We start from the raw sequence: 24,108 nt of genomic DNA, 5'->3' as shown, positions 1-24,108 counted from the left end.
GGATTAAGTCGTTTGTGCACAAACGACTTAATCCCCTCCGTCCCCTTTTTTCTCAGCCTTCCAGTGCGTCCAGGTAGCTGCGCCGCCAGTGGTTGATGTCGTAGGTGCGCAGGTGCTCCATCATGGCGTGCCAGCGCTCCTTGCGCTTGCGCAGCGACATCGTCGCCGCGGTGGCGATGGCGTCGGCAACGCCATCCAGGTCGTGCGGGTTCACCAGCAGTGCCTGCTTGAGTTCGTCGGCGGCGCCGGCCAGCAGCGACAGCACCAGCACGCCCGGGTCCTCCGGGTCCTGCGAGGCCACGTATTCCTTGGCCACCAGGTTCATGCCATCACGCAGCGGCGTGACCAGCCCCACCGCCGCTGCACGGTAGAAACCGGTGAGGGTGGCATGGGTGAAGTTCTGGTTGACGTAGCGCAGGGGTGTCCAGTCCGGCTCGGCGTGGCCACCGTTGATGTGGCCGGCGATCTGCTCCAGCTGGCTGCGCAGCTGCCGGTACTCGGTGACATCACCGCGCGAGACGGGGGCGATCTGCAGGTAGGTCAGCGACCCGCGCTGGTCGGGATGGCGCTCAAGATACCGTTCGAAGCCGAGGAAGCGCTCGGGCAGGCCCTTGGAATAATCCAGGCGATCAACGCCGATCGCCAGTTGGCGATCACGCAGGCTCGCGCGCAGGTTCTTTACGGCGGCCTTGGTGGCGGCGGTACCGGCCTGGCGCGCGATCAGCTCGGTGTCGATGCCGATCGGGAACGCCGCCGCGCGGAAACGACGCCCGCCCGGTGCCTCCAGCTCCCCGTTGGCGAGTACCCGACCGCCGCCGAACAGGCGCAGGTAGGTCTGGAAGCGATCGGCATCGCGCTGGGTCTGGAAGCCCACCAGGTCATACGCGTAGAGCGCGGAGAACAGCCGCAGGTGGTCGGGCATCGCCTGCAGCAGGTCGGCCGAGGGCATCGGGATGTGCAGGAAGAAGCCGATGCGGCAGCCGATGCCACGCTCGCGCAGCAGTGCGCCAAGCGGGATCAGGTGATAGTCGTGGATCCAGACGATGTCATCCTCGCGCAGCAAGGGCGCGAGCTTGTCGGCGAACAGTGCGTTGACCTTGTGGTAGGTCTCGCGGGTGGCACGGTCGTAGTCGACCAGATCCAGGCGGAAGTGCAGCAGCGGCCACAGCGTGCGGTTGGCAAAGCCGTTGTAGTAGCCGTCCACCTCGCGCTTGCTCAGGTCCATGGTGACGTAGTCGATGTCACCGTCTTTCTGCCGGTGCAGCGTGCCGCTGCCGTCCTTTACCGTCTTGCCGCTCCAGCCGAACCACAGGCCGCCGCGTTCCTTCAGGGCGGCCAGCAGGCCGACCGCCAGGCCGCCGGCGCGGTTCTCGCCGGGTACGGCCACACGATTTGAAACCACCACCAGACGACTCACGATGCCTCCTGCCAGGACCGCGACAGGCGCATCGCGGCAGTGATCAGGCCGACGTGCGAATAGGTCTGCGGGAAATTGCCCCAGGCCTCGCCGCTGTCGAAGGCCAGATCCTCCGACAGCAGGCCCAGGTGGTTGCGCTGCTTCAGCAGCAGCTCGAACATCTCGCGCGCCTCGTCCATGCGCCCGATCGCCGCCAGCGCATCGATGTACCAGAACGTGCAGATGGTGAAGCTGGTTTCCGGCTCACCGAAGTCATCCGGCGCGACATAGCGGTACAGCGAATTGCCATGCTTGAGGTCGCGGCCGATCGCATCGACGGTGGCGATGAAGCGGGCGTCCATCGCATCGATGAAGCCGATGTCGGCCAGCAGCAGGAGCGAGGCGTCCAGGCGATGGCCGCCGAAGGTATCGGTGAAGTGGCCCAGTTCCTCATTCCAAGACTCGGCCATGATGCGCGCATGGATGGTGTCGGCGCGCTCGCGCCAGTAGTGTGCACGGTCATCGCGCTTCAGGCGCACGGCGATCTTGCACAGGCGGTCGCAGGCGGCCCAGCACATCGCGCTGGTGTAGGTGTGTACCTCGGTGCGGCCACGGAACTCCCACAGGCCCGCATCGGGCACGTCATGCAGGGCGAAGGCCTGTTCGCCCAGCGGTTCGAGGCGGGCGAATGTGTGCGCGTCGCCGGGATCCTGCAGGCGGCGGTCGAAGAACAGCTGCGTGGAGGCCAGCACCACGCTGCCGTAGACATCGTGCTGGCGCTGCACCCAGGCCAGGTTGCCGCGGCGTACCGGGCCCATGCCGCGATAACCGGACAGGCTGGGCACTTCGTCTTCGTCCAGCTTGGCTTCAAAGCCGATGCCATACAGCGGCTGCAGCGTGCCGTCGGTGGTGGCCAGGTTGAAGATGTAGCCGAGGAACTGTTCCATCGTGCGCGTTGCGCCGAGACGGTTCAGCGCCCGCACCACGAAAGCTGCGTCACGCAGCCAGCAGTAGCGGTAGTCCCAGTTGCGCACGCTGCCGGGTGCTTCTGGAATGGAAGTGGTCATCGCCGCGATGATCGCGCCGCTGTCCTCGTACTGGCACAGCTTCAACGTGATCGCACTGCGGATGACCGCGTCCTGCCACTCCAGTGGAATGGACAGGTAGCGCACCCATTCGCGCCAGTAGTCGCGGGTGCGCTGGAAGGCTTCCTGCACGTAGCCGCTGATCGACCGGTTGAGTGACTCATCCACGCCCAGGATCAGGTGGATGGGATGGTTGAGCACGAACGGCAGGCCATCGCGCACGAAGCGCACCGGCACATCGGTGGTCAGCCGCAGCACGTGCTCCGGCAGGATCCAGCGCACATGGTTGCTGCCCCAGGTCGACTCTGGCACGCGTGCGCCCCAGTCGGCCAGCGGGCGCGCACGCACGGTGATGCGCGGGCTGCCAGCCAGCGGACGCACCTGGCGGATCAGGCTGACCGGCCGGTAGAAGCGGTCGTTCTGCCGCCAGCGGGGGGCAAAATCCAGGATTTCCAGTTCGCCGCCGTGCGCGTCGCGGAGCACCGTGCGCAGGATCGCCGTGTTGGTGAGGTATTCCTGCTCGCTGCTGGCGAAGTCTTCCAGCTCGATGGCGAAGTCGCCACCGGTCTGCTGGTTGGGGCCGAGCAGCGCACAGAAGGTAGGGTCGCCGTCGAAGGTGGGCAGGCAGCTCCAGACAACGCGGGCACGTTTGTCGACCAGGGCGCCGAAGCTGCCGTTGCCGACCACGCCCAGATCAAGATCGGGTTGGGTCATCACGCGGTACATCTCGGTTGCGGCCGTGGGGGTTGGCCGGGTCAATAGGCATTCTCACGCAGCCAGGCGTGCACGCTGCGTATGTCGGGCAGCGCGAACACCGCCGCGCTGGGTTCACGTTCACCCACCAGCACGCTCCAGCCATGCTGGCTGTTGGCGGCATCGAAGCCGAATTCATCGGTGAGGTCGTCACCGAGAAACACCGGCAGGCGGCCGCGGAAGGGCAGGTACTGCATCATCCGGCGCACGGCACGGCCCTTGTCGGTGCCGACGGGCACGAACTCGACCACATGGTCGCCGGGTTGCAGGCGGTAACTGGCGCGGCCCCGCACGTGGCGATCGGCGAAGGCGCGCACATCACTTGCCGCGTGCGGCGCACCGCGCCAATGCAGGGCCAGGCCGACGCCCTTGTCTTCCACCAGCACGCCGGGATGGCCGTGGGCAAAGCGCATCGCCTGCTGGTGCAGCGCGTGCAGCCACTCGGCGGTGTCGTCGTCGTGTTCGTCGCGCAGCACACGACCATCCTCGCCGCGCAGTTCGTGCCCATGCAGGCCGGCGGCAGGCAGCTGGAGGGGAGCGAACAGCTGGTCCAGCTGTTCAAGCGGTCGGCCACTGACCAGTGCCACGGCGCCTTCCAGGCGGTCACTGATGCGGCCGATGGCTTCGCGCACATCCGGCAGGAGCTGCACGGCATCCGGTCGTGCAGCGAATTCGATGAGGGTGCCATCGACATCGAGGAACAACGCACAGGCGTCGTCCAGCAATGGCGGTGGCGGACGCAGGGGGAGCGGTTCAGCCATGACGACCAGCCTGCCAGCCTGGGCGTGTACGTGGGGTCGAGGGCAGGCTGCGGATCAGCTTCGGTGGGTGCCGACCGTTGGTCGGCACGGCAGGTCAGCCTGCATCCAGCCCAAACAGCGCGGACCAACGGTCCGCACCCACCCAATGCGATCAGAACGTATAGCGGACGCGGCCGTAGTAGTACGCGCCGTTGCTGCCGATCGGCGACAGCACGTCGTACGGCAGGTTGCCGAAGTAGTGGATATCGCTGTTGGATCGATCCGGGTAGTTGTCGGTCAGGTTCTGGCCGCCGATGGCCACGCTCCATTGCGGGGTAATGCGGTACTCGACTTCGGCATCCAGCTGCCATTCGGCCTGGTAGGTCTGGCGCGGGATGTAGCCATCACCGAAGTTGAACACCCGGGTGGCGCTGCCGTAACGGTTCACGCGGGTGCTCAGCAACCAGTGGTCGTTGTTCCAGGCGGCCGAGAAGCTGCCACGCGTGCGCGGGGTGGCATCGGTCAGGGTGTTGGTCTCCTCGATGCCGAACAGTACGTAGTCCGGGTTCAGCGCGCGCAGCTGCGCCGGCGTGGCCAGCACATTCTTCAGCGTGGTCTTGGTGTAGGCGTAGGTGCCGGTCAGCAGCAGCTGGCCATCGCCCAGCGACTGCCGCCAGTTGCTTACCAGCTCGGCGCCACGGGTGCGGGTATCGGCGGCATTGACGAAGAAGCTGGCGCTCTGCAGGCCACTGACGCCGTAGCTGGCGGCCACGTAATCGGTCAGCGCATCGCCGGTGATGCTCTCCGACAGCGCGATGCGGTCGTCGATATCGATCTGGAAGAAGTCCAGCGACAGGTCGAAATGCTCGCCGATGCGGCTGGTGAAGCCCAGCGAGGTGTTGATCGACTTCTCCGGCTTCAGGTTCTGCGCACCCAGGCCACGCGCGATCGGATTGTTGACCGACAGCAGCCGGCCCTGCACCAGCTGGCCGCCGGCGTTGTAGCCGGTGGAGGTGGATTCGTAGCCGATCTGCGCCAGCGACGGAGCGCGGAAATTGTTGGAGATGGCACCGCGCAGTGCGAACGCCGGGGTGAATTCGTAGCGCAGGCCGAGCTTGCCGGTCAGTTCGCCGCCAAAGTCGTCGTTGTGCTCGTAGCGCGCGGCCAGGTCGGTGGAGAACTTCTCGCCGAACTGGCTGGACAGGCTGGCATAGGCGCTGGCCACGTCGCGCGACAGGGTGGCGGCGTCCTGTGGGGTCAGGCCGCCACCGGCCTGCGAGCCGGTCGGGCGGTCGGTGTACGGGCCCGCCGCATAGCTGGCCGGGTCGCCGGGGCGGGTCTGGTAGCGCTCATGGCGCGCTTCCACGCCCAGGCCCAGCGTGTGGCTGATGCTGTCGCTCTGGGTGAACACGCGGCTCAGATCGAGGTTGCCCACGGTCTGCGCGTACTCGTAGTCGGCGGTCTTGAAGCGGGTCGGGCTGGTCGGGCCCAGCGATGCGTTGAGCGAATCACGCAGGCGGTAGGTGAAGTCGTTCTGGCCGTAATCCAGGCTGCTGTCGTAGCTCCACTCGCCCCACTGGCCGCGCACGCCGGCCACGGCCTGCACGTCGCGGTTCTCGCCTTCGGAGATCGGTCGGTAGCCGTTCGGATAGACCTGCTTCCAGTTGGCCTCGCCATCGGGATAGCGGAAGTAGTTGGCGCCTTCGGTATCGCGCTGGTTGAAGGTGCCGAACGCGTAGAACGTCGAGGTCTGGCCCACCGGGATCTCGGTGTTCAGCCACAGGTTGATGTCCTTGCTCTTGCCATCGCCCAGCACGTAGTTGCGCTTGCCCTGCAGCGCCAGGTTGTCCGGCGTCTGGTCCCATGGCGGAATCTGGTCGAAGCCGGCGCGGTTGGTGCCGTTGCGGTGCTTGTATTCCAGGCCGACGCGCAGGAAGCCGCCGTCCTCGCCCAGCGAAGTACCGACCTTGGCGCTGATGTTGCCGGTCTGGCCATCGGTGAGGGTGCGGCCGATCGGCTTGAGGTCGGTGTGGTTGGCACCGTAGCTGGCCTCGATCTCGCCGCCGTCGCCGCCGTTGTCGAGGATCACGTTGATCACGCCGGCCACGGCGTCCGAGCCGTAAAGCGCACCGGCACCGTCGCGCAGCACTTCAATGCGCTTGATCGCGCTGACCGGGATCGCATTGAAATCGACCGGGGTGGTGCCCTTGCCGATCTTGCTGTCGGTGTTGACCAGCGCGGTGTGGTGGCGGCGCTTGCCGTTGACCAGCACCAGCACCTGGTCGGGGGACAGGCCACGCAACTGTGCGGCGCGCACGTGGTCGGCGCCACCGGAGTTGGATTGGCGCGGGAAGTTGAACGACGGCAGCAGCGCCTGCAGCGCGCTGCCCAGTTCACCGTTGACCACGCCGGCCTTGCGGATGTCCTCGGCGGTGAGCACATCCACCGGCGAGGTGGATTCGAGCACGGTGCGATCGGCGGCGCGGGTGCCGGTGACGATCACGGTGTCCAGGTTGGTGGCGTCCTGGGCCAGGACCGGGACGGCAGCGGAGGAAAGCACGAGGGCGATGGCGAGGCCGAGCGGCGACGCGGGCAGGCGGGCGGACATGGGGGCTCCAGCAACAACGACGACGGAGAAGGGGGAGATAGTTTCACTTACATCCATCCGGATGAAGCGATATATTATCTTCGCGTGATGGCCGGTGCCGATGCAAGTCCCTGCCGGTCCGGCATGAGCTGATGCCCGGTTGGCATCAGCACGCCGGGCCAGTGGCGCTGTACGCTGCCGGCTCGCCCTGTTCCCCTTCCCCGGAGCTGTACCGATGAAACACCTTGGCCTCGTCTTCGCCGTGCTGCTGGCCACCAGTGGCTGCGCCAGCCTCTCTTCGCAGGCGCCCAGCGCCTATGCCACGGCCACCACCGCCGAACTGAAGGGCGATGCCGCCCGCCCTTCCGCCGGCCACGGCTGGGTGCGCAGCGAGCTGTACTTCGGCGTAGGCGAAGAGCAGGGCGCCGGCAACCGCCCGCAGGCCGACACCATCAGCGAGGCGCAGTGGCGCACCTTCCTGGACAAGGAAGTGACCCCGCGCTTTCCGGATGGCCTGACCGTGTTCGATGCCTACGGCCAGTGGCTGTTCCGCGGTGATGCCTCGCCCAACCGTCTGCGCACCAAGGTGCTGGTGGTGCTGCACGAAGACACCCCGCAGCGCCGTGCCGATATCGAAGCCATCCGCCTGGCGTGGAAGCAGCAGACCAGGCATCAGTCGGTGCTGTGGTCGCGGCAGCCGGTCGAGGTATCGTTCTGAGTTGAAGGTGCCGCCGCGGTGCTGCAGGGAGCAATGATGAACTACAGGGAATGCCTGCTGGGCCTGGCATTGGCAGGCGTACTGGCACCGACGGCGCAGGCGGGTGGGGACGACGGCGAAACGCTGCGCTTCCAAGTGGCCGCGCACGTGCAGGCGCACGCCGATCCCCAGCAGGACGGCAGCATCGCGGTGCAGCTGTTACCGTCAGGCAAGCGCCAGACGCTTGAGGGCGCGGCCGATGCCGACGGCAATTCGCGATGGTCGCTCGAAGATGTCGATTTCGATGGCTACCCGGAACTGGTCGCGCGCGCCTCGGTGGGCATGGTCAACGAAGCGGTGACGGTGTACCGCTTCGATCCGGCCAGTGCCGGGTTCCGCGCGCTGCAGGCCGACACCCACGGCAAGGACAGTTGCGGTGACCTGATGGGGCTGACGGTCGACCGTCCGAGCCGCACGCTGACCAGCAGCTGCCGCAGCGGCCCGATGTGGTACACCGACCAGTACCGGTTTGCAGGCGCGAAGCTCTATCTGTACCGCGCCGAGAGCGTGCTGATGCTGGGCGATACGTTGAACGCCGCGCTGCGGTGGGAACAGACCGGCGAGCAGGGCCCGCTGGCGGTCTGGCGCACCTATGATGCCGCCGGCCGGGTGCTGGAAAGTGCCATCGCCGATGGCCTGGGTGCACCGCCGGATGGACCGTTGCGTGGCCAGCAGGCCACCGTGGTACCCGCGCGGCTGTTCCTGTTCGATCGACCCGGCGCATCCAGCACCAGGCGTTACCTGGTGCAGGGAGACCGCGTGGAGATGCTGGATGAACAGGATGGCTGGGTGAAGCTGCGCTACCGCAACCCGAAGCAGGGCGCGGTGGAGGGCTGGATCAACGTCAACGATTGACTCGATCTCCGCCGGTAGTTTGCCTATCGAGGTGATGTGCGCCTTGCCCACGGAGGCATCACTTCTTCGGGTCTAGCCTCGGATGCTCTCCCCTCGAGGATGTATCCGATGAGCAAGCGCGTTGCCGAGATCGTTGTCGATGCCCTGCAGCAGGCGGGCGTCCGCCGCTGTTACGGCATCGTTGGCGATACCTTGAATCACGTCACCGATGCCCTGCACCGCAGTGAAATCGACTGGGTACATGTACGCCACGAAGAAGTGGCCGCCTTCGCTGCCGGCGCCGATTCGCTGGTGAGCGGCGAGTTGACCGCCTGTGCGGGTTCTTGTGGTCCCGGTGGCCTGCACTTCATCAACGGCGTCTTCGAGAGCAATCGCAACCGTGCACCGATGGTACTGATCGCCAGCCAGGTGGTGACCAGTGAGCTGGGCATGGAATTTCCGCAGGAAGTGGACTTCAAGGCGGTGTATGCCAGTTGTTCGGTGTTCTGCGAGCAGGTGCACAGCCCGGAGCAGGCGCGGCGCGTCGTGGCCCTGGCCTGCCAGGCCGCGATCAGCCGCCGTGGCGTGGCGGTGGTGATCCTGCCGGCCGACATCAGCCAGGCCGAGGTGAAGCACGATGTGCCGTTCTCGGTGCACTACACCCAGCCGGTGCTGCGCCCGTCCGATGCCGAGCTGCAGCGCATCACCGAACTGCTGGGGCAGGGCAAGCGCATCGGCATCTATGCCGGTGCCGGTTGCCAAGGCGCGCACGCGCAGCTGCTGGAGCTGGCCCGGCGCCTGCAGGCGCCCATCGCGCATACCTCGCGCGCCAAGGATTTCGTCGAGCCGGACAACCCGTACAACATGGGCATGACCGGCATCTTCGGCATCGAATCCGGCTTCCACACGCTGATGGAGTGCGACACGCTGCTGCTGCTCGGCGCCGATTTCGCCTGGGGCCAGTTCTACCCGGACAAGGCCACGATCATCCAGGTCGACCGCGATGGCAGTCACCTCGGCCGCCGCCACCCGGTGAGCCTTGGCGTGGTCGGTGACATCGCACCGACGCTGGACGCGCTGCTGCCGATGCTGCCGCCGCGCGAGGACAGCAGTTTCCTGGACGAGTGCATCGGGCGTCGCGACAAGGCGCTGAAGAAGCGCGAACAGGAAGAACAGCCGGGCGAGGGTGAATTGATCCACCCGCAGCATCTGACGGCATTGCTGTCGAGGCATGCCAGCGACGATGCGCTGTTCACCGCCGACGGGGGTTCGCCGATGGTGTGGGTGCTGCGCCATATCCGCGTCAACGGCCGCCGCCGCACGCTGACCAGCCTGCTGCACGGCACGATGGCCAACGCGATGCCGCAGGCGCTGGGCCTGCAGAAGGCCTTCCCCGGCCGGCAGGTGATCTCGCTGTCCGGTGATGGTGGCCTGGCGATGCTGCTGGGTGACCTGCTCACGGCAGTGCAGGAGAACCTGCCGATCAAGGTGGTGGTGTTCAACAATGGTTCGCTGAACTTCGTCGAGCTGGAGCAGAAGGTGGAGGGCCTGCTGGACAACTACACCGACCTGAAGAACCCGGACTTCGGCCGCCTGGCCGAGGTCATCGGCTTCCACGGCCGCACGGTGACCCGCAGCGAGGATCTGGAAGAGGCGGTGCTGGATTTGCTGTCCCAGCGCGGCCCGGCGCTGCTGGACGTGCATACCAGCCGCGCGGAGCTGGTGATGCCGCCGCAGATCGAGGCCAAGCAGGTGGCCGGTACGGCGTTGTACGCGGCCAAGGCAGTGTTGAACGGCCGCTTCGACGACGTGAAGCATCTGCTGGTGGACAACTTCCTGAAGAAGTAGAGGGTTGGTCGATGCAGGGCTGCGCCCTGCACCCGCGGTAGTGCCGGCCGCTCAGAAGCAACGGCGGCCATCCGTGTGGTAGGTGTCGACCTTGGTCGACACGGTAGATCCACGCCATGCGTGGATGAACGAACGAATGATCGAAATAATCTTCTGTAGAGCCGAGCCATGCTCGGCTCAGAGCCTTCGCGTACAGCGGGCGAGCATGGGCTCGGCACTGCAGCGAGAGCCTGCCTTGGCTTTGGATCTTTTGATCTTCTTCCGTGGCTGCCGCGCGCAGGAAACTGTCAGGGGTCGGTCGGGTGGGCTGCGCAGGACCGTTGGCGCCATGGATGGCGCCATCGAGCCCCCGTGGGTGAGGGCGCTTTGCTTGCGAAGCACTGCTTCGCAAGGCCCGAACGCACAGCCGCCAGCGGCTGGGCCGGTCTGGGGATTTACGGCGTGTCCTGCGCAGCCCCCCGACCGGCCGAACTCGCAATGCCGGTCGACTAACAGTCGACTCTACCCGCGACCAGCCACGAGGGGCCCCGCCGTTGGCTGGAACCCATCATTCCACGACGGAATTGGCGCGCCGGCCCCGCTGGGCCTACCATCGGCGCTCCCCACCCCCACCGCCCCTTCCATGTCCGCTCCCGCTTCCGCCGTACCGCGTCGCTGGTTCGTCGCCGGCGACTTCAACGGCTTCTTCGGCCTGGTCGTCGACAACCTCTCCATCCTCGGCTTCATCGCCATGGCCCTGGTCGGGATCTTCCAGTTCCCCGCCGACGTGGTGTTCGGCCGCATGTTCCCCGGCACCGCCTTTGGCGTGCTGGTCGGCAACCTGCTGTACACCCTGATGGCGCGCCGGCTGGCGGCACGTACCGGCCGCGACGATGTCACCGCCATGCCGCTCGGCCTGGATGCCCCCACCAGCATCGGCATGGCCCTGCTGGTGCTCGGCCCGGCCTTCCTCGCCTTCAAGCAGCAGGGCATGGATCCGCATGCTGCGGGCATCGCCACCTGGCAGCTGGGCATGGCCGCGCTGGTCATCATGGGCGTGCTCAAGTTCGTGCTGTCGTTCTTCGGTGAAGCGGTCACCCGCGCACTGCCGCGAGCTGCGCTGCTGGGTTCCATCGCCGGCATCGCGCTGGTGCTGATGGGCCTGCTGCCGCTGCTGGAAACGCTGCGCTCGCCGCTGGTCGGCTTCACCACGCTGGGCCTGCTGCTGTATGTGCTGATCGCCAAGGGCAAGCTGCCGGTGCGTGGCCCGGGCGTGCTGCTGGCCTTCGTGTTCGGCACCGTGCTGTATTACGGCCTTGGACTGGCCGGGCTGGGCGCGCCCGGCTTCCATGTGCCGGAATGGGTGCCGCCGCAGGTGGTGCTGCCGCTGCCTACGCTGGGCTTCCTTGAGGGCCTGCCCACGGCGATGACCTACCTGCCGCTGCTGCTGCCGTTCGGCCTGCTGATGGTGGTCGGCGGCATCAATGTGTCTGAGAGCGCACGCGCGGCTGGCGATGACTACCGCACCCGCGACATCCTGCTGGTGGAGGCGGTGGCTACGCTGGTGGCAGGCGTCTGTGGCGGTGTCGCGCAGACCACGCCGTACATCGGCCAGCCGGCCTACAAGCACATGGGCGCGCGCAGCGGCTACACGCTGCTGACCGGCCTGTTCGTCGGCATCGGCGGCATGCTCGGCATCATCTCCGGGCTGGTGCAGTGGCTGCCGCTGGCGGTGCTGGCACCGATCATCGTGTACGTGGCCATCGACATCACCACCCAGGCCTTCCAGGCCACGCCGCGCCACCATACCGGCGCGATGGTGTTCGGTTTCCTGCCGTCGGTGGCTTACCTGCTGGCGATCAAGGCGCCGGGCTGGATCGCACCGGACCAGCTGCCGCAGCTGCTGACCAAGCTCGACGGCCATGGCCTGCCCGAACTGGCGGTGATTTTCACCCTCGGCAACGGCTTCATCATCACCTCGATGCTGTGGATCTCGGCCGTGGCGGCGATGGTCGATGGCCGCCTGCGCCGTGCCTGTGGCGTCCTGCTGGTGGCCGCGGTGCTGACCCTGTTCGGCCTGATCCATTCGGTGGACCCGCGCGGTGGCATCTACCTGCCGTGGGACCTGGAAGGATTGGCGCGCATCATCAGTTTGCAGTTTGCCGGCGCCTACGTGGCATTGGCGCTTCTGCTGGGCCTGCTGTCGCTGCAGAAGCAGCCGGTGAAACCGCTGGATGATCGCACCGATCATTGACCGGTGACGCCGGGCATGGCCCGGCGTTACCGCTACTTCCACTTCTGGTGCTCTGTAGAGCCGAGCCTGCGCTCGGCTGCTCTGAGCCGAGCATGGCTCGGCTCTACAGGGCGTGTTGCAGGCGGCGAATGATCACAGCGCGCTCTGCCGGCCAGCGGCCGGCACTACCGTTCGGCGTCCAGTTCCGGGTAATGGCGGAAGATGCCGTTGGTGTTGAACGGCAACCGCCGCTCAGACGCCAGATAGGCGGCGATGTTGGGTCGTTTCGCCACTCGTTCCTGCAGCGCGCGCAGCCGGGGCAGGGTGGGGCCGAGCGCCTGCATGCGGCGCGGAAACATGTAGTCCAGCCCGCTCAGCAGCTGGAACAGTGACAGATCCACATAGGAGTGCTCGCGCAGTGCATGGCGGCCACCGTTGGCGGCCATCACCTGCTCGAAGTAGCCGAGGAACTTGGGCAGGCGCTCGCTGCGCAGTGACGCGGCTCGTGCCCTGGCCTCGGTCTTCTGCTGTTCGTAGTACTTCGATGCGGCGATCGGATGGTGGGTGTCGTGCACCTCGGCTACCAGGTCGGCGATGGTCAGCTGCAGTTGCAGCGCCTGCATCCGCCGCGATGCGGCCTGCGGCACCAGGTCCAGCGTCGGGGCGAGGAAATCCAGGATCGCCGCGACCTGCGCGATGACCTGGCGGCCGGCCTTCAGGAACGGCGGCGCAAAGGGCTGTGCCCCTTCGTTGCGACCCTCCAGAAACGGCTGCATCACCGCATCGCCGTGCACCCGCGCCATGTCGATGTAGTCGGCGCCGGCATCTTCCAGCGCCAGGCGCACGAACTCGCCACGGCCCTGGATGCCGGTCCAGTAGTACAGCGCGTACTGCATGGCAGAGTCTCCACGGGACAGGACTCCTAGCCTCGCGCGGGTGGCGCAAAGCAGACGTGAGCGCGGCCTTGCTGCAGGTCTCAACCCGAACGGCAGCGGAACAGGCGGGGAACCGGCTGCACTCGATGGGGTCACACCTTCTCCATGCGTGTGAAACGAGGTGCTGCATCATGCAGAGTGGAAAGGCGGTCTGGCCCTGGGTGTTGGGTGTGGTGGTGATCGGTGGCGCGGGCGGCTGGTTGTTCCGCGATCAGCTGAAGAGCCTGGCCGACGGTGTCCCGGTGCCGGTGCAATCAACCCCTGCCAGTACCAGTGCACCGGCACAACCGCAGGCGGCCGCAGAGCCCGCGCCAGCACCACCATCGATCAGGCATCCGCTGGATACCGAGGCCGCCGCCGACCCGGCGCTGCCGAAACTGGCTGACAGCGATGCCGCGGCCTGGGGCGCACTGAGCCAGCTGTTCCAGGGCGAGGGACCGCTGACCCTGCTGCTGCGTGATCACCTGATCCAGCGCCTGGTCACCCAGGTCGACAACCTGGACAAGCCCAGCGTGCCGCCGACCGCGCTGGCCGCGCGGCCGCTGCCGGGCAACCTGCAGGTCGATACGGGCGAAGGCGGCGAACGCATCGCCGCCAGCAATGCGGCACGCTATGCGCCTTACGTACTGGCGTTCACTGCGCTGGACCCGGCGGCAACGGCTACCGCTTACAAGCGCTTCTATCCGCTGATCCAGCAGGCCTATGCCGACCTTGGCCGGCCCGAGGGTTATTTCAACGACCGCCTGGTCATGGTGATCGACCACCTGCTGGACACCCCGGAACTGGCCCAGTCGCCGCTGGTGCAGCGCGATGAACGCGGCCGCTATCGCTTCGTCGATCCCACCCTGCAGTCACGCTCGATCGGGCAGAAGGCCCTGCTACGCATGGATCCTGCACAGGCGCGGGCGATCAAGCAGCAGCTGCGGGCGATCCGCAGCGCGATCACCCGCTGAGCCCGTCCACCGTACGGAACTGATCGGGATCAACGCGCCGACCACACGCGCTCCGGCATGCTGGCCGCAGGCTGACTGGCCCCGGGGTGCAGTCGCAGCCACCCTTGAAACCGGGTGGGGCAACCGCATCTTTCCAGCATTGCCGGCCCAGGCCGGCCCTGATGACCGATGAGGATTCGCAATGCGGATGGACAAGCTCACCTCGCGTTTCCAGCAGGCGCTGGCAGACGCACAGTCGTTGGCCGTGGGCCGCGACAACAGCATCATCGAACCGGTTCACCTGTTCAGCGCGCTGCTGGACCAGCAGGGTGGCAGCACGCGCCCGCTGCTGGCCCAGGCCGGGGTGAACGTGCCGGTGCTGCGCGAGCGCCTGACCGAGGCGCTGGACGCACTGCCCAAGGTATCCGGCCAAGCCGGCAACGTCTCGATGGGCAACGATCTGGGGCGCCTGCTGAACCAGACCGACAAGCTGGCGCAGCAGCACGGGGACGCCTTCATTGCCAGCGAGTGGTTCGTGCTGGCGGCGCTGGACGATGGCGGCACGCTGGGCATGGCGCTGCGCGCCGCCGGTGTCGACAAGACGCGCCTGCAGGCGGCGATCGACAAGCTGCGTGGCGGCGAGAACGTGCAGTCGGAGAATGCCGAGGAGCAGCGGCAGGCGCTGGAGAAGTACACCATCGACCTGACCGCGCGGGCCGAGAGCGGCAAGCTCGACCCGGTGATCGGCCGTGACGAGGAAATCCGCCGCACCATCCAGGTGCTGCAGCGCCGGACCAAGAACAACCCGGTGCTGATCGGCGAACCCGGCGTGGGCAAGACTGCGATCGTGGAAGGGCTGGCCCAGCGCATCATCAACGACGAAGTACCCGAGGGCCTGCGCGGCAAGCGCGTGCTGTCGCTGGACATGGGCGCGCTGATCGCCGGGGCCAAGTTCCGCGGCGAATTCGAGGAGCGCCTGAAGGGTGTACTCAACGATCTGGCCAAGAACGAAGGCCAGATCATCCTGTTCATCGATGAACTGCACACCATGGTCGGCGCGGGCAAGGCCGACGGCGCGATGGATGCCGGCAACATGCTGAAGCCGGCGCTGGCACGCGGCGAGCTGCACTGCATCGGTGCGACCACGCTGGACGAATACCGCAAGTACATCGAGAAGGACGCTGCGCTGGAGCGCCGCTTCCAGAAAGTGTTCGTCGGTGAGCCGTCGGTGGAGGACACCATCGCGATCCTGCGCGGGCTGAAGGAAAAGTACGCCGTGCACCACGGGGTGGAGATCACCGACCCGGCCATCGTGGCCGCCGCCACGCTGTCCAACCGCTACATCACCGATCGCCAGCTGCCGGACAAGGCCATCGACCTGATGGACGAGGCGGCCTCGCGCCTGCGCATGGAGATCGACTCCAAGCCGGAGGAGCTGGATCGCCTGGAACGCCGGGTGATCCAGCTGAAGATCCAGCGCGAGATGCTGAAGAAGGAAAAGGACGAAGCCTCGCGGCAGCGGCTGGCCGACCTGGAGAACGACATCGACGGGCTGGAGCGCGAGTTCTCCGACCTCAATGAAATCTGGAAGTCGGAGAAGGCTGCGCTGCAGGGCGCCACCAAGATCAAGGAGCAGGTCGAGCAGGCCAAGCTGGAACTGGAAGCCGCGCAGCGCCGCCAGGATTTCGCCAAGATGAGCGAGATCCAGTACGGCCTGTTGCCGCAGCTGGAAAAGCAGCTGGCCGCGGCCCAGGAAGCCGAGCACAAGGACTTCAAGCTGGTGCAGGACCGGGTCACCGACGAGGAGATCGCCGAGGTCGTGTCGCGCTGGACCGGCATTCCGGTCAACAAGATGCTCGAAGGCGAGCGCGACAAGCTGCTGCGCATGGAAGAAGTGCTGCACAACCGTGTGGTCGGCCAGGAGGAAGCGATCAAGGTCGTCTCCGATGCCGTGCGCCGTTCGCGTGCAGGCCTGTCCGATCCGAACCGTCCGGCCGGCTCGTTCCTGTTCCTCGGCCCGACCGGCGTCGGCAAGACCGAGCTGTGCAAGTCGCTGGCCGAATTCCTGTTCGACAGCGCCGACGCGATGATCCGCATCGACATGAGCGAATTCATGGAGAAGCACAGCGTCGCCCGCCTGATCGGCGCCCCCCCGGGTTACGTGGGCTACGAGGAAGGCGGCTACCTGACCGAGGCGGTGCGCCGTCGCCCGTATTCGCTGATCCTGCTGGACGAAGTGGAGAAGGCGCATCCGGATGTGTTCAACATCCTGCTGCAGGTGCTGGACGATGGCCGCCTGACCGATGGCCAGGGCCGCACCGTGGACTTCCGCAATACCGTCATCGTGATGACCTCGAACCTGGGCTCGCACCAGATCCAGGACATGAGCGCCGACGACAGCCCGGAGGCCTACACGCAGATGAAGGCAGCGGTGATGGGCGTGGTGCAGGCGCACTTCCGTCCGGAGTTCATCAACCGCCTGGACGACATCGTGGTGTTCCACCCGCTGGACAAGCAGCAGATCAAGCAGATCGCGCGCATCCAGATGCGCGGGCTTGAGAAGCGGCTGGCCGAGCGCGGGTTGAAGCTGGCGGTCTCCGATGCGGCGTTCGACCTGCTCGGCAACGTCGGCTTCGATCCGGTGTACGGCGCGCGCCCGTTGAAGCGTGCGATCCAGTCGCAGCTGGAAAACCCGCTGGCGCAGCAGATCCTGTCCGGCGCCTTCGTCAACGGCGATACCATCGAAGTCGGCAACGACGGTGGTCGCCTGGTGTTCGCCAAGGCTTGAACCGGTGGCGCCCCGGCCATGGCTGGGGCGCCATCCGAGCCTTGGCAGCGCACGATGGTCCTGTTTCACTTTCGCAAGGATGAGGAGAACCGCATGGACGTTGCCCGCAGGGCTTCACTCTGCATGACGCTGGCGTTGGCTGCTGTTTGTGGACACGCCGCGGCCGCCGAACAGGTCCAGCTGCCCCCGATGAAGGGCTACCAGCAGGCCCACCAGAGCACCGACGCTCAAGGCAACCGCATCACCGAGTACGTGCCACAGGGCCAGACCGTGCACGACTGGACCGACATGGTCACCGTCAACGATGCGCCGAACAGTGGCCATGTGAGTCCGCGTGAGTTCCTCGGCATCATCGAGGCGGGGTGGCGCATCGCCTGTCCGGCGGCGCAGAGCCACTGGATCCGCGAAGGTGAAGAAGGGGGACGGCCCTTCGCGCTGCTGATGCTCAGCTGCCCGCGGAATCCGGGGACAGGCAAGCCGGAGTTCACCTGGATCAAGGGCGTGCAGGGCAGGCAGGGCTTCCACACCGTGCAGAAGTCGTTCCGCTCCGAGCCGGAGAAGGAGGACGTCGTGCAGTGGATCGGCTGGCTGCGCGAGGTCGGGTTGTGCGGCAACGGCGACGCACCGGCCTGCCGCTGACCGCAGAGGGAAAGGGCGCCCAGCGGCGCCCTTCATGCATCAGAAGCGGTGGGTGTAACCGCTCATCAGCCCGAACTGGTTTGCCTTCTGCACGATCGGGCTGTTGGCCGCATCGCCGAGCAGGCGCGTGCCTTCGGCCGAGATGTACCAGTTGCCGTTGCGGCCCACGCGGTGGCTCCACTTCAGGCCGACACCGGCACTGACCAGGCCGGCCTTAGGCCTGTGCTCGGCGAAGCCCGTGCGTTTGGCCTGTTCCGGGCTGACGCCGTACCAGGTCTGCATGTAGCCGCGGTTGCCGTAGTCGGTGGAAACACTGCCGCTGACCACGCCACCGGCCAGGTCGAACAGCGGCATGCTCAGGTTCAGATGGATCTGCTGGGTGGCCAGGCCGTTCTCGGCCTTGTCCTCGTCCTTGCGGGTGAACTGCCAGGAGCCGCTCAGCACGGCTTCGCCCAGCGTATAACCAGCCGAGACGCCGACCAGGGGACGGGTATCGATATCACCCATGCCGCGCAGGAAGTCCGAACCGCCCAGCAGCGAGTCCTTGTCCTTGCGGATGCCGCTGGCGCCGACATAGGCACGCACGCGCGTGTGCTCGCCGAGGGAGGTGCCCCAGCCGATGCCACTGGTGCCCAGAAACCATCCCCCCGGCGAGGTGACATCAAAGGACAGCGACGGCGTCGCACGATACTCCTCGCTGCCGCTGTAGCGCGGTGCCACGCCGCCACCGGCGGCGAGCTCGAAGGTCCAGTGGTCATCCTTGGCGTGGGCGATCGGGGCGGCGAACAGCGGCAACACGGCCAGGCAGAGCAGGGCGGGGGAACGGCGAAGCTGGGACATGGAAACTCTCGGCAATGGGAGGAAAGCAGCGCGCGCATCCGGCGAGTGCTGCAGGGTTGCCAGCGTGGCGATATGCCGGCGACCGATCCGTCCGCAGTTGTGCGGGAGTTGTAATCAACTGTAATGGCGCCCTTGGGCGTTCAGCTGGCAGCCAGCGGCCAGTGCATTTCCAGGCGCGCGCCGCCCAGCGTGGCGCGACTGATGCGCAGCTCGCCGCCGTGGCGGGCTGCAATGCGGCCGACAATGGCCAGGCCCAGGCCGAAGCCGCCGGTATCGCGGCTGCGGCTGTCGTCCAGGCGGGTGAACGGGCGCATCACCTTCTCCCGATCGGCTTCGGCGATGCCCGGGCCGTCATCGTCCACGCGCAGGCAGGCGCGGCCGCTGATACCGACCAGCGAGACCTCCACCTGCGAACGCGCGTGGCGCAGCGCATTGCCGACCAGGTTGCTCAGCGCCAGCTGCAACAGGCGTGGCTCGGCATCCACTCGCGGCAACGCGCTGGGCTGCACGCGCAGGACAATGCCGGCACGTTCGGCATCGCGGCGGGCATCGGCCAGGCAGGCCTGCAGCCAGTCGTTGGCTTCGATGCGCTGCATCGGCTCGCCCTCGCTGGGATGCTCCAGCCGTTCGTAGGCCAGCAGTTCGCTGACCAGCCGGTTGAGCTCGGCCAGGTCGCCGTGCAGGCCCTGCGCCAGCCGTTCGCGGCGTTCGCGGTCATCGCTGTCCTGCATCAGGTCCAGGCCGAAGGCCACCCGCGCGATGGGCGTGCGCAGTTCGTGCGAAATGGCATGGGTCAGGTCGCGCTGGCGCTGCACCAGTTCGGCCACGCGTGCCGCCATGCGGTTGGAGTGTTCGACGATGACCCGGATCTGCGAGCGAGGCGAAACCTGCGCACGTGCCTGCAGGTCGCCGGAACCGATGCGGTCGGCGTGCCGGCGCAGTGCTTCCAGGTCGCGCCAGAGCAGGCGCACCCAGGCATACAGGCTGGCGCCCACCAGCAGCAGGATGCTGAGGTAGGCGGCGATGGTCATGTACGTCGTCATCTGCACCGCGCCGGGCAGGCGCAGGTGCAGCCAGCGGCCGCCGATGCCGTCGATGGGCAGCAGCACCTGCTGGTACTGATCGCGCACGACGAAGCCATCGGCCTTCACGGCCTCCTGTTCCTGCGCGTCGAGCGCGGGAGGTTTGTCGAGCAGGGTCAGGGCGATGCCGTAGTGTGGCTGCCACTGTTGCAGGCGCTCACGCTGCTGGACGGCGTCCAGGCCGGCCAGGCCACTGCGCAGGGCGTACACCTGCCCGCGCACCTGCTGCACGAACACGCGATCCTGCACGGGCGTGTAGATGCCATCCAGGATGTGGTTGAGAAAGAACACCGACACCAGGAAGCAGGCGCCGGTGATGAACCACAGCCACAGGAACAGCCGCTTCATTCCGACCAGGCCGCAGGATTGAACTGGTAGCCGCGCCCCCACACGGTCTTGATCCGCCGCGGTTCGCGCGCATCGTCGCCGAGCTTGCGGCGCAGCTTGCCGATGCAGACGTCGACGCTGCGGTCCAGACCGTCGAAGCCGATGCCGCGCACCGCCTGCAGGATCTGGTCGCGCGACAGGATCTGCCCCGGCTGGCTGGCCAGCAGCCACAGGATCTCGAATTCCGTGGTGCCCAGCTCGACCGGCTGGCCGTGCAGGTGCACCTCGCGCTGCATGCGATCGATCAGCAGCTCACCATGCATCAGCCGGCTGGGCGTGCCGGTGTTGCTGCTGCCGTGGCGGCGGCGCAGCAGGGCGCGCAGGCGGGCCAGCAGCAGGCGTGGCTCGATCGGCTTGTGCACATAGTCATCGGCACCCGATTCCAGGCCCAGCACCTGCTCGATGTCGTCCTCACAGGCGGTCAACATCAGGATCGGCACATCGGAGAAGCTGCGGATCTGCCGGCACACATCGATGCCCCCCAGGCCGGGCAGCATCAGGTCCAGCACCACCAGTTCCGGTGCATGCTGGCGGCAGGCGGCGCTGGCGAGGTCGCCGCGTGCCACGTGCTGCACGGCGAAGCCATGTTCGTGGAGATAGTCGCTGACCAGTTCGGCCAGGCGACGGTCGTCCTCCACCAGCAGGACCGACGTGGGCGAACTGCTGGCAGGGGGAGTCCAGGGGGATGGCTGCATGCGTGGGGCCTCCGTTCCCAGGCAGGAGCGCCCGGCGGCGCAGCCTAGCAACGCCCCATGACGACTGCCTGAATCGCGGCCAACCTGATAACCGCGGGTACGGACGTCATCGCCAGCGGCTTTCAGCGGGCGGCCCCGGCTGGCCTATGGTGGCGGTTTCCCGGATGGAGCCTGGTGCAATGAGCGACCCGCAGTGGCAACTGGAAACCCTGGCCGTGCACGGCGGTTACCGTCCCGACCCGACCACCCGCGCGGTGGCGGTGCCGATCTACCAGACCGTGGCGTATGCCTTCGATGACACCCAGCACGGCGCCGACCTGTTCGACCTGAAGGTTCCGGGCAACATCTACACGCGCATCATGAACCCCACCACCGACGTGCTGGAGCAGCGCCTTGCCGCGCTGGAAGGCGGCATCGGCGCGCTGGCGCTGGCCTCGGGGCAGGCCGCGATCACCTATGCCATCCAGACCATCGCCGAGGCCGGCGACAACATCGTCGCCTCCAGTGCGCTCTACGGTGGCAGCCTCAACCTGCTGGCGCACACGCTGCCGCAGTACGGCATCCAGGCGCGCTTTGCCGATCCGGCCGACCCGGCCGCGTTCGCCGCGCTGATCGACGACCGCACCAAGGCGGTGTTCGTCGAATCCATCGGCAACCCGCGCGGCAATGTCACCGACATCGCTGCGATCGCCGAGGTCGCGCATGCCGCGGGCGTGCCGCTGATCGTCGACAACACCGTGGCCACACCGTTCCTGCTGCGCCCGTTCGAGCACGGCGCCGACATCGTGGTGCATTCGCTGACCAAATACCTCGGGGGACACGGCAACAGCCTGGGCGGCGCGATCATCGATTCCGGCCACTTCGACTGGACCGCACAGCCCCAACGCTTCGCACGGCTCAACCAGCCCGACCCCAGTTACCACGGCGTGGTCTATACCGAAGCCCTGGGGCCAGCGGCCTACATCGGCCGCGCGCGGGTGGTGCCGCTGCGCAATACGGGCGCTGCGTTGTCGCCGTTCAACGCGTTCCTGATCCTGCAGGGCATCGAGACCCTGGCCCTGCGCATGGAACGCATCAATGCCAATGCGCTGGCCGTTGCGCAGTTCCTGAAGGCGCATGCCAGGGTAGCCTGGGTGCGCTACGCCGGACTGGCCGACGACCCCGAGCATGCCGCCGCGCAGCGCTATCTGGGTGGACATGGCTCGGGCGTACTGACCTTCGGTCTGCCCGGTGGGCGCGAGGCCGGCGCCCGCTTCCTCGATGCGCTGAAGCTGTTCACCCGCCTGGTCAACCTGGGGGATGCGAAGTCACTGGCCACCCATCCGGCTTCGACCACGCATCGCCAGCTGGATGCAGCGGAGCTGGCCAAGGCCGGTGTCAGCGAGGACACCGTGCGGCTGTCGATCGGCATCGAGCACATCGGCGACCTGCGCGCGGACCTGGAACAGGCCCTGGCCGGCGCCTGATAGCTGCGCGCTTGGTCGTCATCGCCACAGGCGATCACCGCCGGCACCGCGATGGGTTACGGTGGAACTGCCTCTCCAAGGCGTGGCAACGTGGCGATCCAGATCCCCGGTCGATGCGGGTCGACCGGGGATTTTTTGTTTCCGGGGTCAGATCCGTTTTCCTGTGGAAAACGGATCTGACCCCGCGCGCCGCCGTGTCGACCAAGGTCGACATCCACCAACAGCAGCGGGGAACTGTCGAAGGCGGGGTGGGTCCGGTTGCGGGAGTGTCCGCGGCATGGATGCCGCGGCCAAGCCCCCATGGAAGGGTTTACGGCGTCTCCCGCAATCGGACCCACCCCGCCATCCCACGCTATGCCCGCTTTTGCCGTTGCCGTTGTTTCGGCAGGTGCAGGGCTGCAAGCCCTGCCGCACGCACACCCCTCACACCACCGGAATGCTGTGCTGCCCCAGATTCCGGTACGGCGGCGTGGACATGATCATCTCCGCCAGCGAATACGCCAGCTCGCGCTCGGCCATCACCGTGCCATCGGCGCCGTGCTCCAGCAGATGCTTCACCTCGGCATCGCTGTGCGCGCGCGCCAGCAGGGTCAGGTCCGGATTGATCGCCCGCAGCTTGGCCAGCGCCTCACCGGCTTCCAGCGGCTGCGGAATCGCCAGCACCGCGATCTTGGCGCGCTCCGGATGGGCCTCGGCCAGCACCCGGTCGGCGGCGGCACTGCCGCGGATCGCCGCCAGGCCCTTGGCATGTGCCTGCTCGACGTGTTCCTTGTTGTCATCGATCACCAGCACCGGCACGCCACGGTCGCGCAGCACCTGCGCCAGTTCGCTGCCGACGCGGCCGTAACCGATCACGATGGCGTGGTCATGCAGGTCGCGCGACGGGCCGATCGCTTCGGGCGGCTCGGGTACCTGCGGAGACTGCTCCTGCTTGGCCTGCCAACGGTCCAGCAGGCCGAACACCAGCGGGTTGAGCATGATCGACACCAGCGCGCCGGCCAGCACCAGCGACTGGCCTTCCTTCGGCAGGATCTGCAGCGCCACGCCGAGGCCGGCGATGATGAAGGCGAACTCGCCGATCTGCGCCAGGCTGGCCGAGATGGTCAGCGCGGTGCTGGTCGGGTGGCCGAACGCACGCACGATGAAGAATGCCGCCGCCGACTTGCCGAACATGATGATGGCGACGGTGGCCAGCACCTGCCACGGATGCTGGACGAGGATGTTGGGGTCGAACAGCATGCCGACCGACACAAAGAACAGCACTGCGAACGCATCGCGCAGCGGCAACGAATCATGCGCGGCCTTGTGGCTCAGCTCCGATTCGTTGAGCAGCATGCCGGCGAAGAACGCGCCCAGCGCGAACGAGACGCCGAACAGCATCGCCGAGCCGAACGCCACGCCCAGCGCGATCGCCAGCACCGACAGGGTGAACAGCTCACGCGAACCGGTACCGGCGATGCGCTCGAGGATCCACGGGATGACCCGCCGACCGACCACCAGCATCACCGCCACGAACAGGCCCAGCTGCACGAAGGTCCAGCCGATGTCGGCCAGCACGCTGCCGAGCGAGTGCGATTCCTTGGCCGCGTCAGGACCGAACACACCGGCCATCACCGGCATCATCACCAGCGCCAGCACACAGGCCAGGTCTTCCACGATCAGCCAGCCGACCGCGATCTTGCCACGCATCGTTTCCAGCAGGCGGCGTTCCTCCATCGCCCGCAGCAGCACCACGGTACTGGCGGTGGCCAGCGAGAAACCGAAGATGACGCCATGGATGGCGGGCCAGCCCATCAGCGAGGCCACGCCCCAGCCGAGCAGGGTGGCCACCGCGATCTGGCCGATGGCGCCGGGAATGGCGATCGCCTTGACCGCCATCAGGTCCTTCAGCGAGAAGTGCAGGCCGACGCCGAACATCAGCAGCATCACGCCCAGTTCGGCCAGCTGGTTGGCCAGCGCCTGGTCGGCGACGAAGCCGGGGGTGAACGGGCCTACGCAGATGCCAGCAACCAGGTAACCGACCAGGGGAGACAAGCGGAGCTTGTTGGCCAGCGCGCCGAAGATGAAGGCGAGCCCCAGGCCAACGGCAACGATGTTGATCAGGTCGGTGTCATGGTGCATCGGCACTCGCA

Annotated in this window: 17 protein-coding genes; 8 read left to right on the top strand and 9 right to left on the bottom strand. The window is 67.0% G+C overall.

All coding sequences use genetic code 11. The features are described from left to right. Positions 1-52: 52 nt before the first annotated feature. From otsA to AC5P7A_RS12805, 4 genes are all read right to left on the bottom strand, one after another. Positions 53-1,417 carry an alpha,alpha-trehalose-phosphate synthase (UDP-forming) gene (otsA, locus tag AC5P7A_RS12820; RefSeq protein WP_014648191.1) on the bottom strand — a complete coding sequence of 455 codons (1,365 nt, stop codon included), beginning with the start codon at positions 1,415-1,417 and terminating at the stop codon, positions 53-55. Next, the gene (locus AC5P7A_RS12815) at positions 1,414-3,195 is read right to left on the bottom strand and encodes a glycoside hydrolase family 15 protein (protein ID WP_032960733.1); all 1,782 of its coding nucleotides are present in this window, start codon (positions 3,193-3,195) and stop codon (positions 1,414-1,416) included. The genes otsA and AC5P7A_RS12815 overlap by 4 nt, the downstream gene beginning before the upstream one ends. Before the next feature lie 41 nt (positions 3,196-3,236). Then, positions 3,237-3,995 carry a trehalose-phosphatase gene (gene otsB, locus AC5P7A_RS12810; RefSeq protein WP_014648189.1) on the bottom strand — a complete coding sequence of 253 codons (759 nt, stop codon included), beginning with the start codon at positions 3,993-3,995 and terminating at the stop codon, positions 3,237-3,239. Positions 3,996-4,146: 151 nt separating this feature from the next. Next, complete coding sequence (locus AC5P7A_RS12805; RefSeq protein WP_495220193.1) at positions 4,147-6,582, bottom strand: TonB-dependent receptor plug domain-containing protein; 2,436 nt, start codon at positions 6,580-6,582, stop codon at positions 4,147-4,149. Between the two features lie 214 nt (positions 6,583-6,796). Between AC5P7A_RS12805 and AC5P7A_RS12800 the strand changes: the two genes are divergently transcribed. The 4 genes from AC5P7A_RS12800 to AC5P7A_RS12785 all read left to right on the top strand — a co-directional run bounded on the left by AC5P7A_RS12800 (position 6,797) and on the right by AC5P7A_RS12785 (position 12,233). Beyond that, on the top strand, positions 6,797-7,279 hold the full coding sequence (locus AC5P7A_RS12800) for a DUF3574 domain-containing protein (RefSeq protein ID WP_197562144.1): 483 nt from the start codon (positions 6,797-6,799) through the stop codon (positions 7,277-7,279). Between the two features lie 36 nt (positions 7,280-7,315). Beyond that, positions 7,316-8,173: an SH3 domain-containing protein gene (locus tag AC5P7A_RS12795; protein WP_495220192.1), complete on the top strand. Its 858-nt coding sequence runs from the start codon at positions 7,316-7,318 to the stop codon at positions 8,171-8,173. Between the two features lie 108 nt (positions 8,174-8,281). Next, on the top strand, positions 8,282-10,000 hold the full coding sequence (locus tag AC5P7A_RS12790) for a thiamine pyrophosphate-dependent enzyme (RefSeq protein ID WP_495220191.1): 1,719 nt from the start codon (positions 8,282-8,284) through the stop codon (positions 9,998-10,000). A gap of 622 nt (positions 10,001-10,622) precedes the next feature. Next, a complete protein-coding gene (locus AC5P7A_RS12785) occupies positions 10,623-12,233 on the top strand; it encodes a SulP family inorganic anion transporter (RefSeq protein ID WP_478425987.1) in 1,611 nt (536 codons plus the stop codon). Positions 12,234-12,397: 164 nt separating this feature from the next. Here AC5P7A_RS12785 and AC5P7A_RS12780 read toward each other — a convergent pair whose 3' ends face one another. Next, positions 12,398-13,108 carry a glutathione S-transferase gene (locus AC5P7A_RS12780; protein WP_164167680.1) on the bottom strand — a complete coding sequence of 237 codons (711 nt, stop codon included), beginning with the start codon at positions 13,106-13,108 and terminating at the stop codon, positions 12,398-12,400. Positions 13,109-13,278: 170 nt separating this feature from the next. Here AC5P7A_RS12780 and AC5P7A_RS12775 point away from each other — a divergent pair, with 170 nt between their 5' ends. The 3 genes from AC5P7A_RS12775 (at position 13,279) to AC5P7A_RS12765 (ending at position 17,506) form a co-directional block, all read left to right on the top strand. Beyond that, a complete protein-coding gene (locus AC5P7A_RS12775; protein WP_495220190.1) occupies positions 13,279-14,100 on the top strand; it encodes a DUF3014 domain-containing protein in 822 nt (273 codons plus the stop codon). Between the two features lie 181 nt (positions 14,101-14,281). Continuing rightward, positions 14,282-16,867, top strand: a complete 2,586-nt coding sequence (gene clpB / locus AC5P7A_RS12770; protein ID WP_111205396.1) for an ATP-dependent chaperone ClpB — start codon at positions 14,282-14,284, stop codon at positions 16,865-16,867. Between the two features lie 93 nt (positions 16,868-16,960). After that, positions 16,961-17,506: a hypothetical protein gene (locus AC5P7A_RS12765; RefSeq protein ID WP_227864321.1), complete on the top strand. Its 546-nt coding sequence runs from the start codon at positions 16,961-16,963 to the stop codon at positions 17,504-17,506. 39 nt (positions 17,507-17,545) lie between these two features. Here AC5P7A_RS12765 and AC5P7A_RS12760 read toward each other — a convergent pair whose 3' ends face one another. The 3 genes from AC5P7A_RS12760 to AC5P7A_RS12750 form a co-directional block, all read right to left on the bottom strand. Then, on the bottom strand, positions 17,546-18,346 hold the full coding sequence (locus tag AC5P7A_RS12760; RefSeq protein ID WP_046432175.1) for a MipA/OmpV family protein: 801 nt from the start codon (positions 18,344-18,346) through the stop codon (positions 17,546-17,548). Positions 18,347-18,486: 140 nt separating this feature from the next. Further along, positions 18,487-19,776: an ATP-binding protein gene (locus tag AC5P7A_RS12755; RefSeq protein WP_049407037.1), complete on the bottom strand. Its 1,290-nt coding sequence runs from the start codon at positions 19,774-19,776 to the stop codon at positions 18,487-18,489. Further along, positions 19,773-20,510, bottom strand: a complete 738-nt coding sequence (locus AC5P7A_RS12750) for a winged helix-turn-helix domain-containing protein (RefSeq protein ID WP_014648178.1) — start codon at positions 20,508-20,510, stop codon at positions 19,773-19,775. The genes AC5P7A_RS12755 and AC5P7A_RS12750 overlap by 4 nt, the downstream gene beginning before the upstream one ends. A gap of 179 nt (positions 20,511-20,689) precedes the next feature. On the opposite strand from AC5P7A_RS12750, the gene AC5P7A_RS12745 reads away from it, so the two are divergent. Beyond that, positions 20,690-21,976 (top strand): O-acetylhomoserine aminocarboxypropyltransferase/cysteine synthase family protein, encoded by a 1,287-nt coding sequence (locus tag AC5P7A_RS12745; RefSeq protein WP_288496513.1) that lies wholly within the window; start codon positions 20,690-20,692, stop codon positions 21,974-21,976. Positions 21,977-22,399: 423 nt separating this feature from the next. Here AC5P7A_RS12745 and ybaL read toward each other — a convergent pair whose 3' ends face one another. Beyond that, positions 22,400-24,097, bottom strand: a complete 1,698-nt coding sequence (ybaL, locus tag AC5P7A_RS12740) for a YbaL family putative K(+) efflux transporter (protein ID WP_041863753.1) — start codon at positions 24,095-24,097, stop codon at positions 22,400-22,402. Positions 24,098-24,108 lie beyond the last annotated feature (11 nt).

Source organism: Stenotrophomonas sp. YJH_SMC_65, assembly GCF_059369475.1.
The sequence above is the reverse complement of the archived record's forward strand: the minus strand, read 5'-3'. Positions and strand labels throughout refer to the sequence as shown.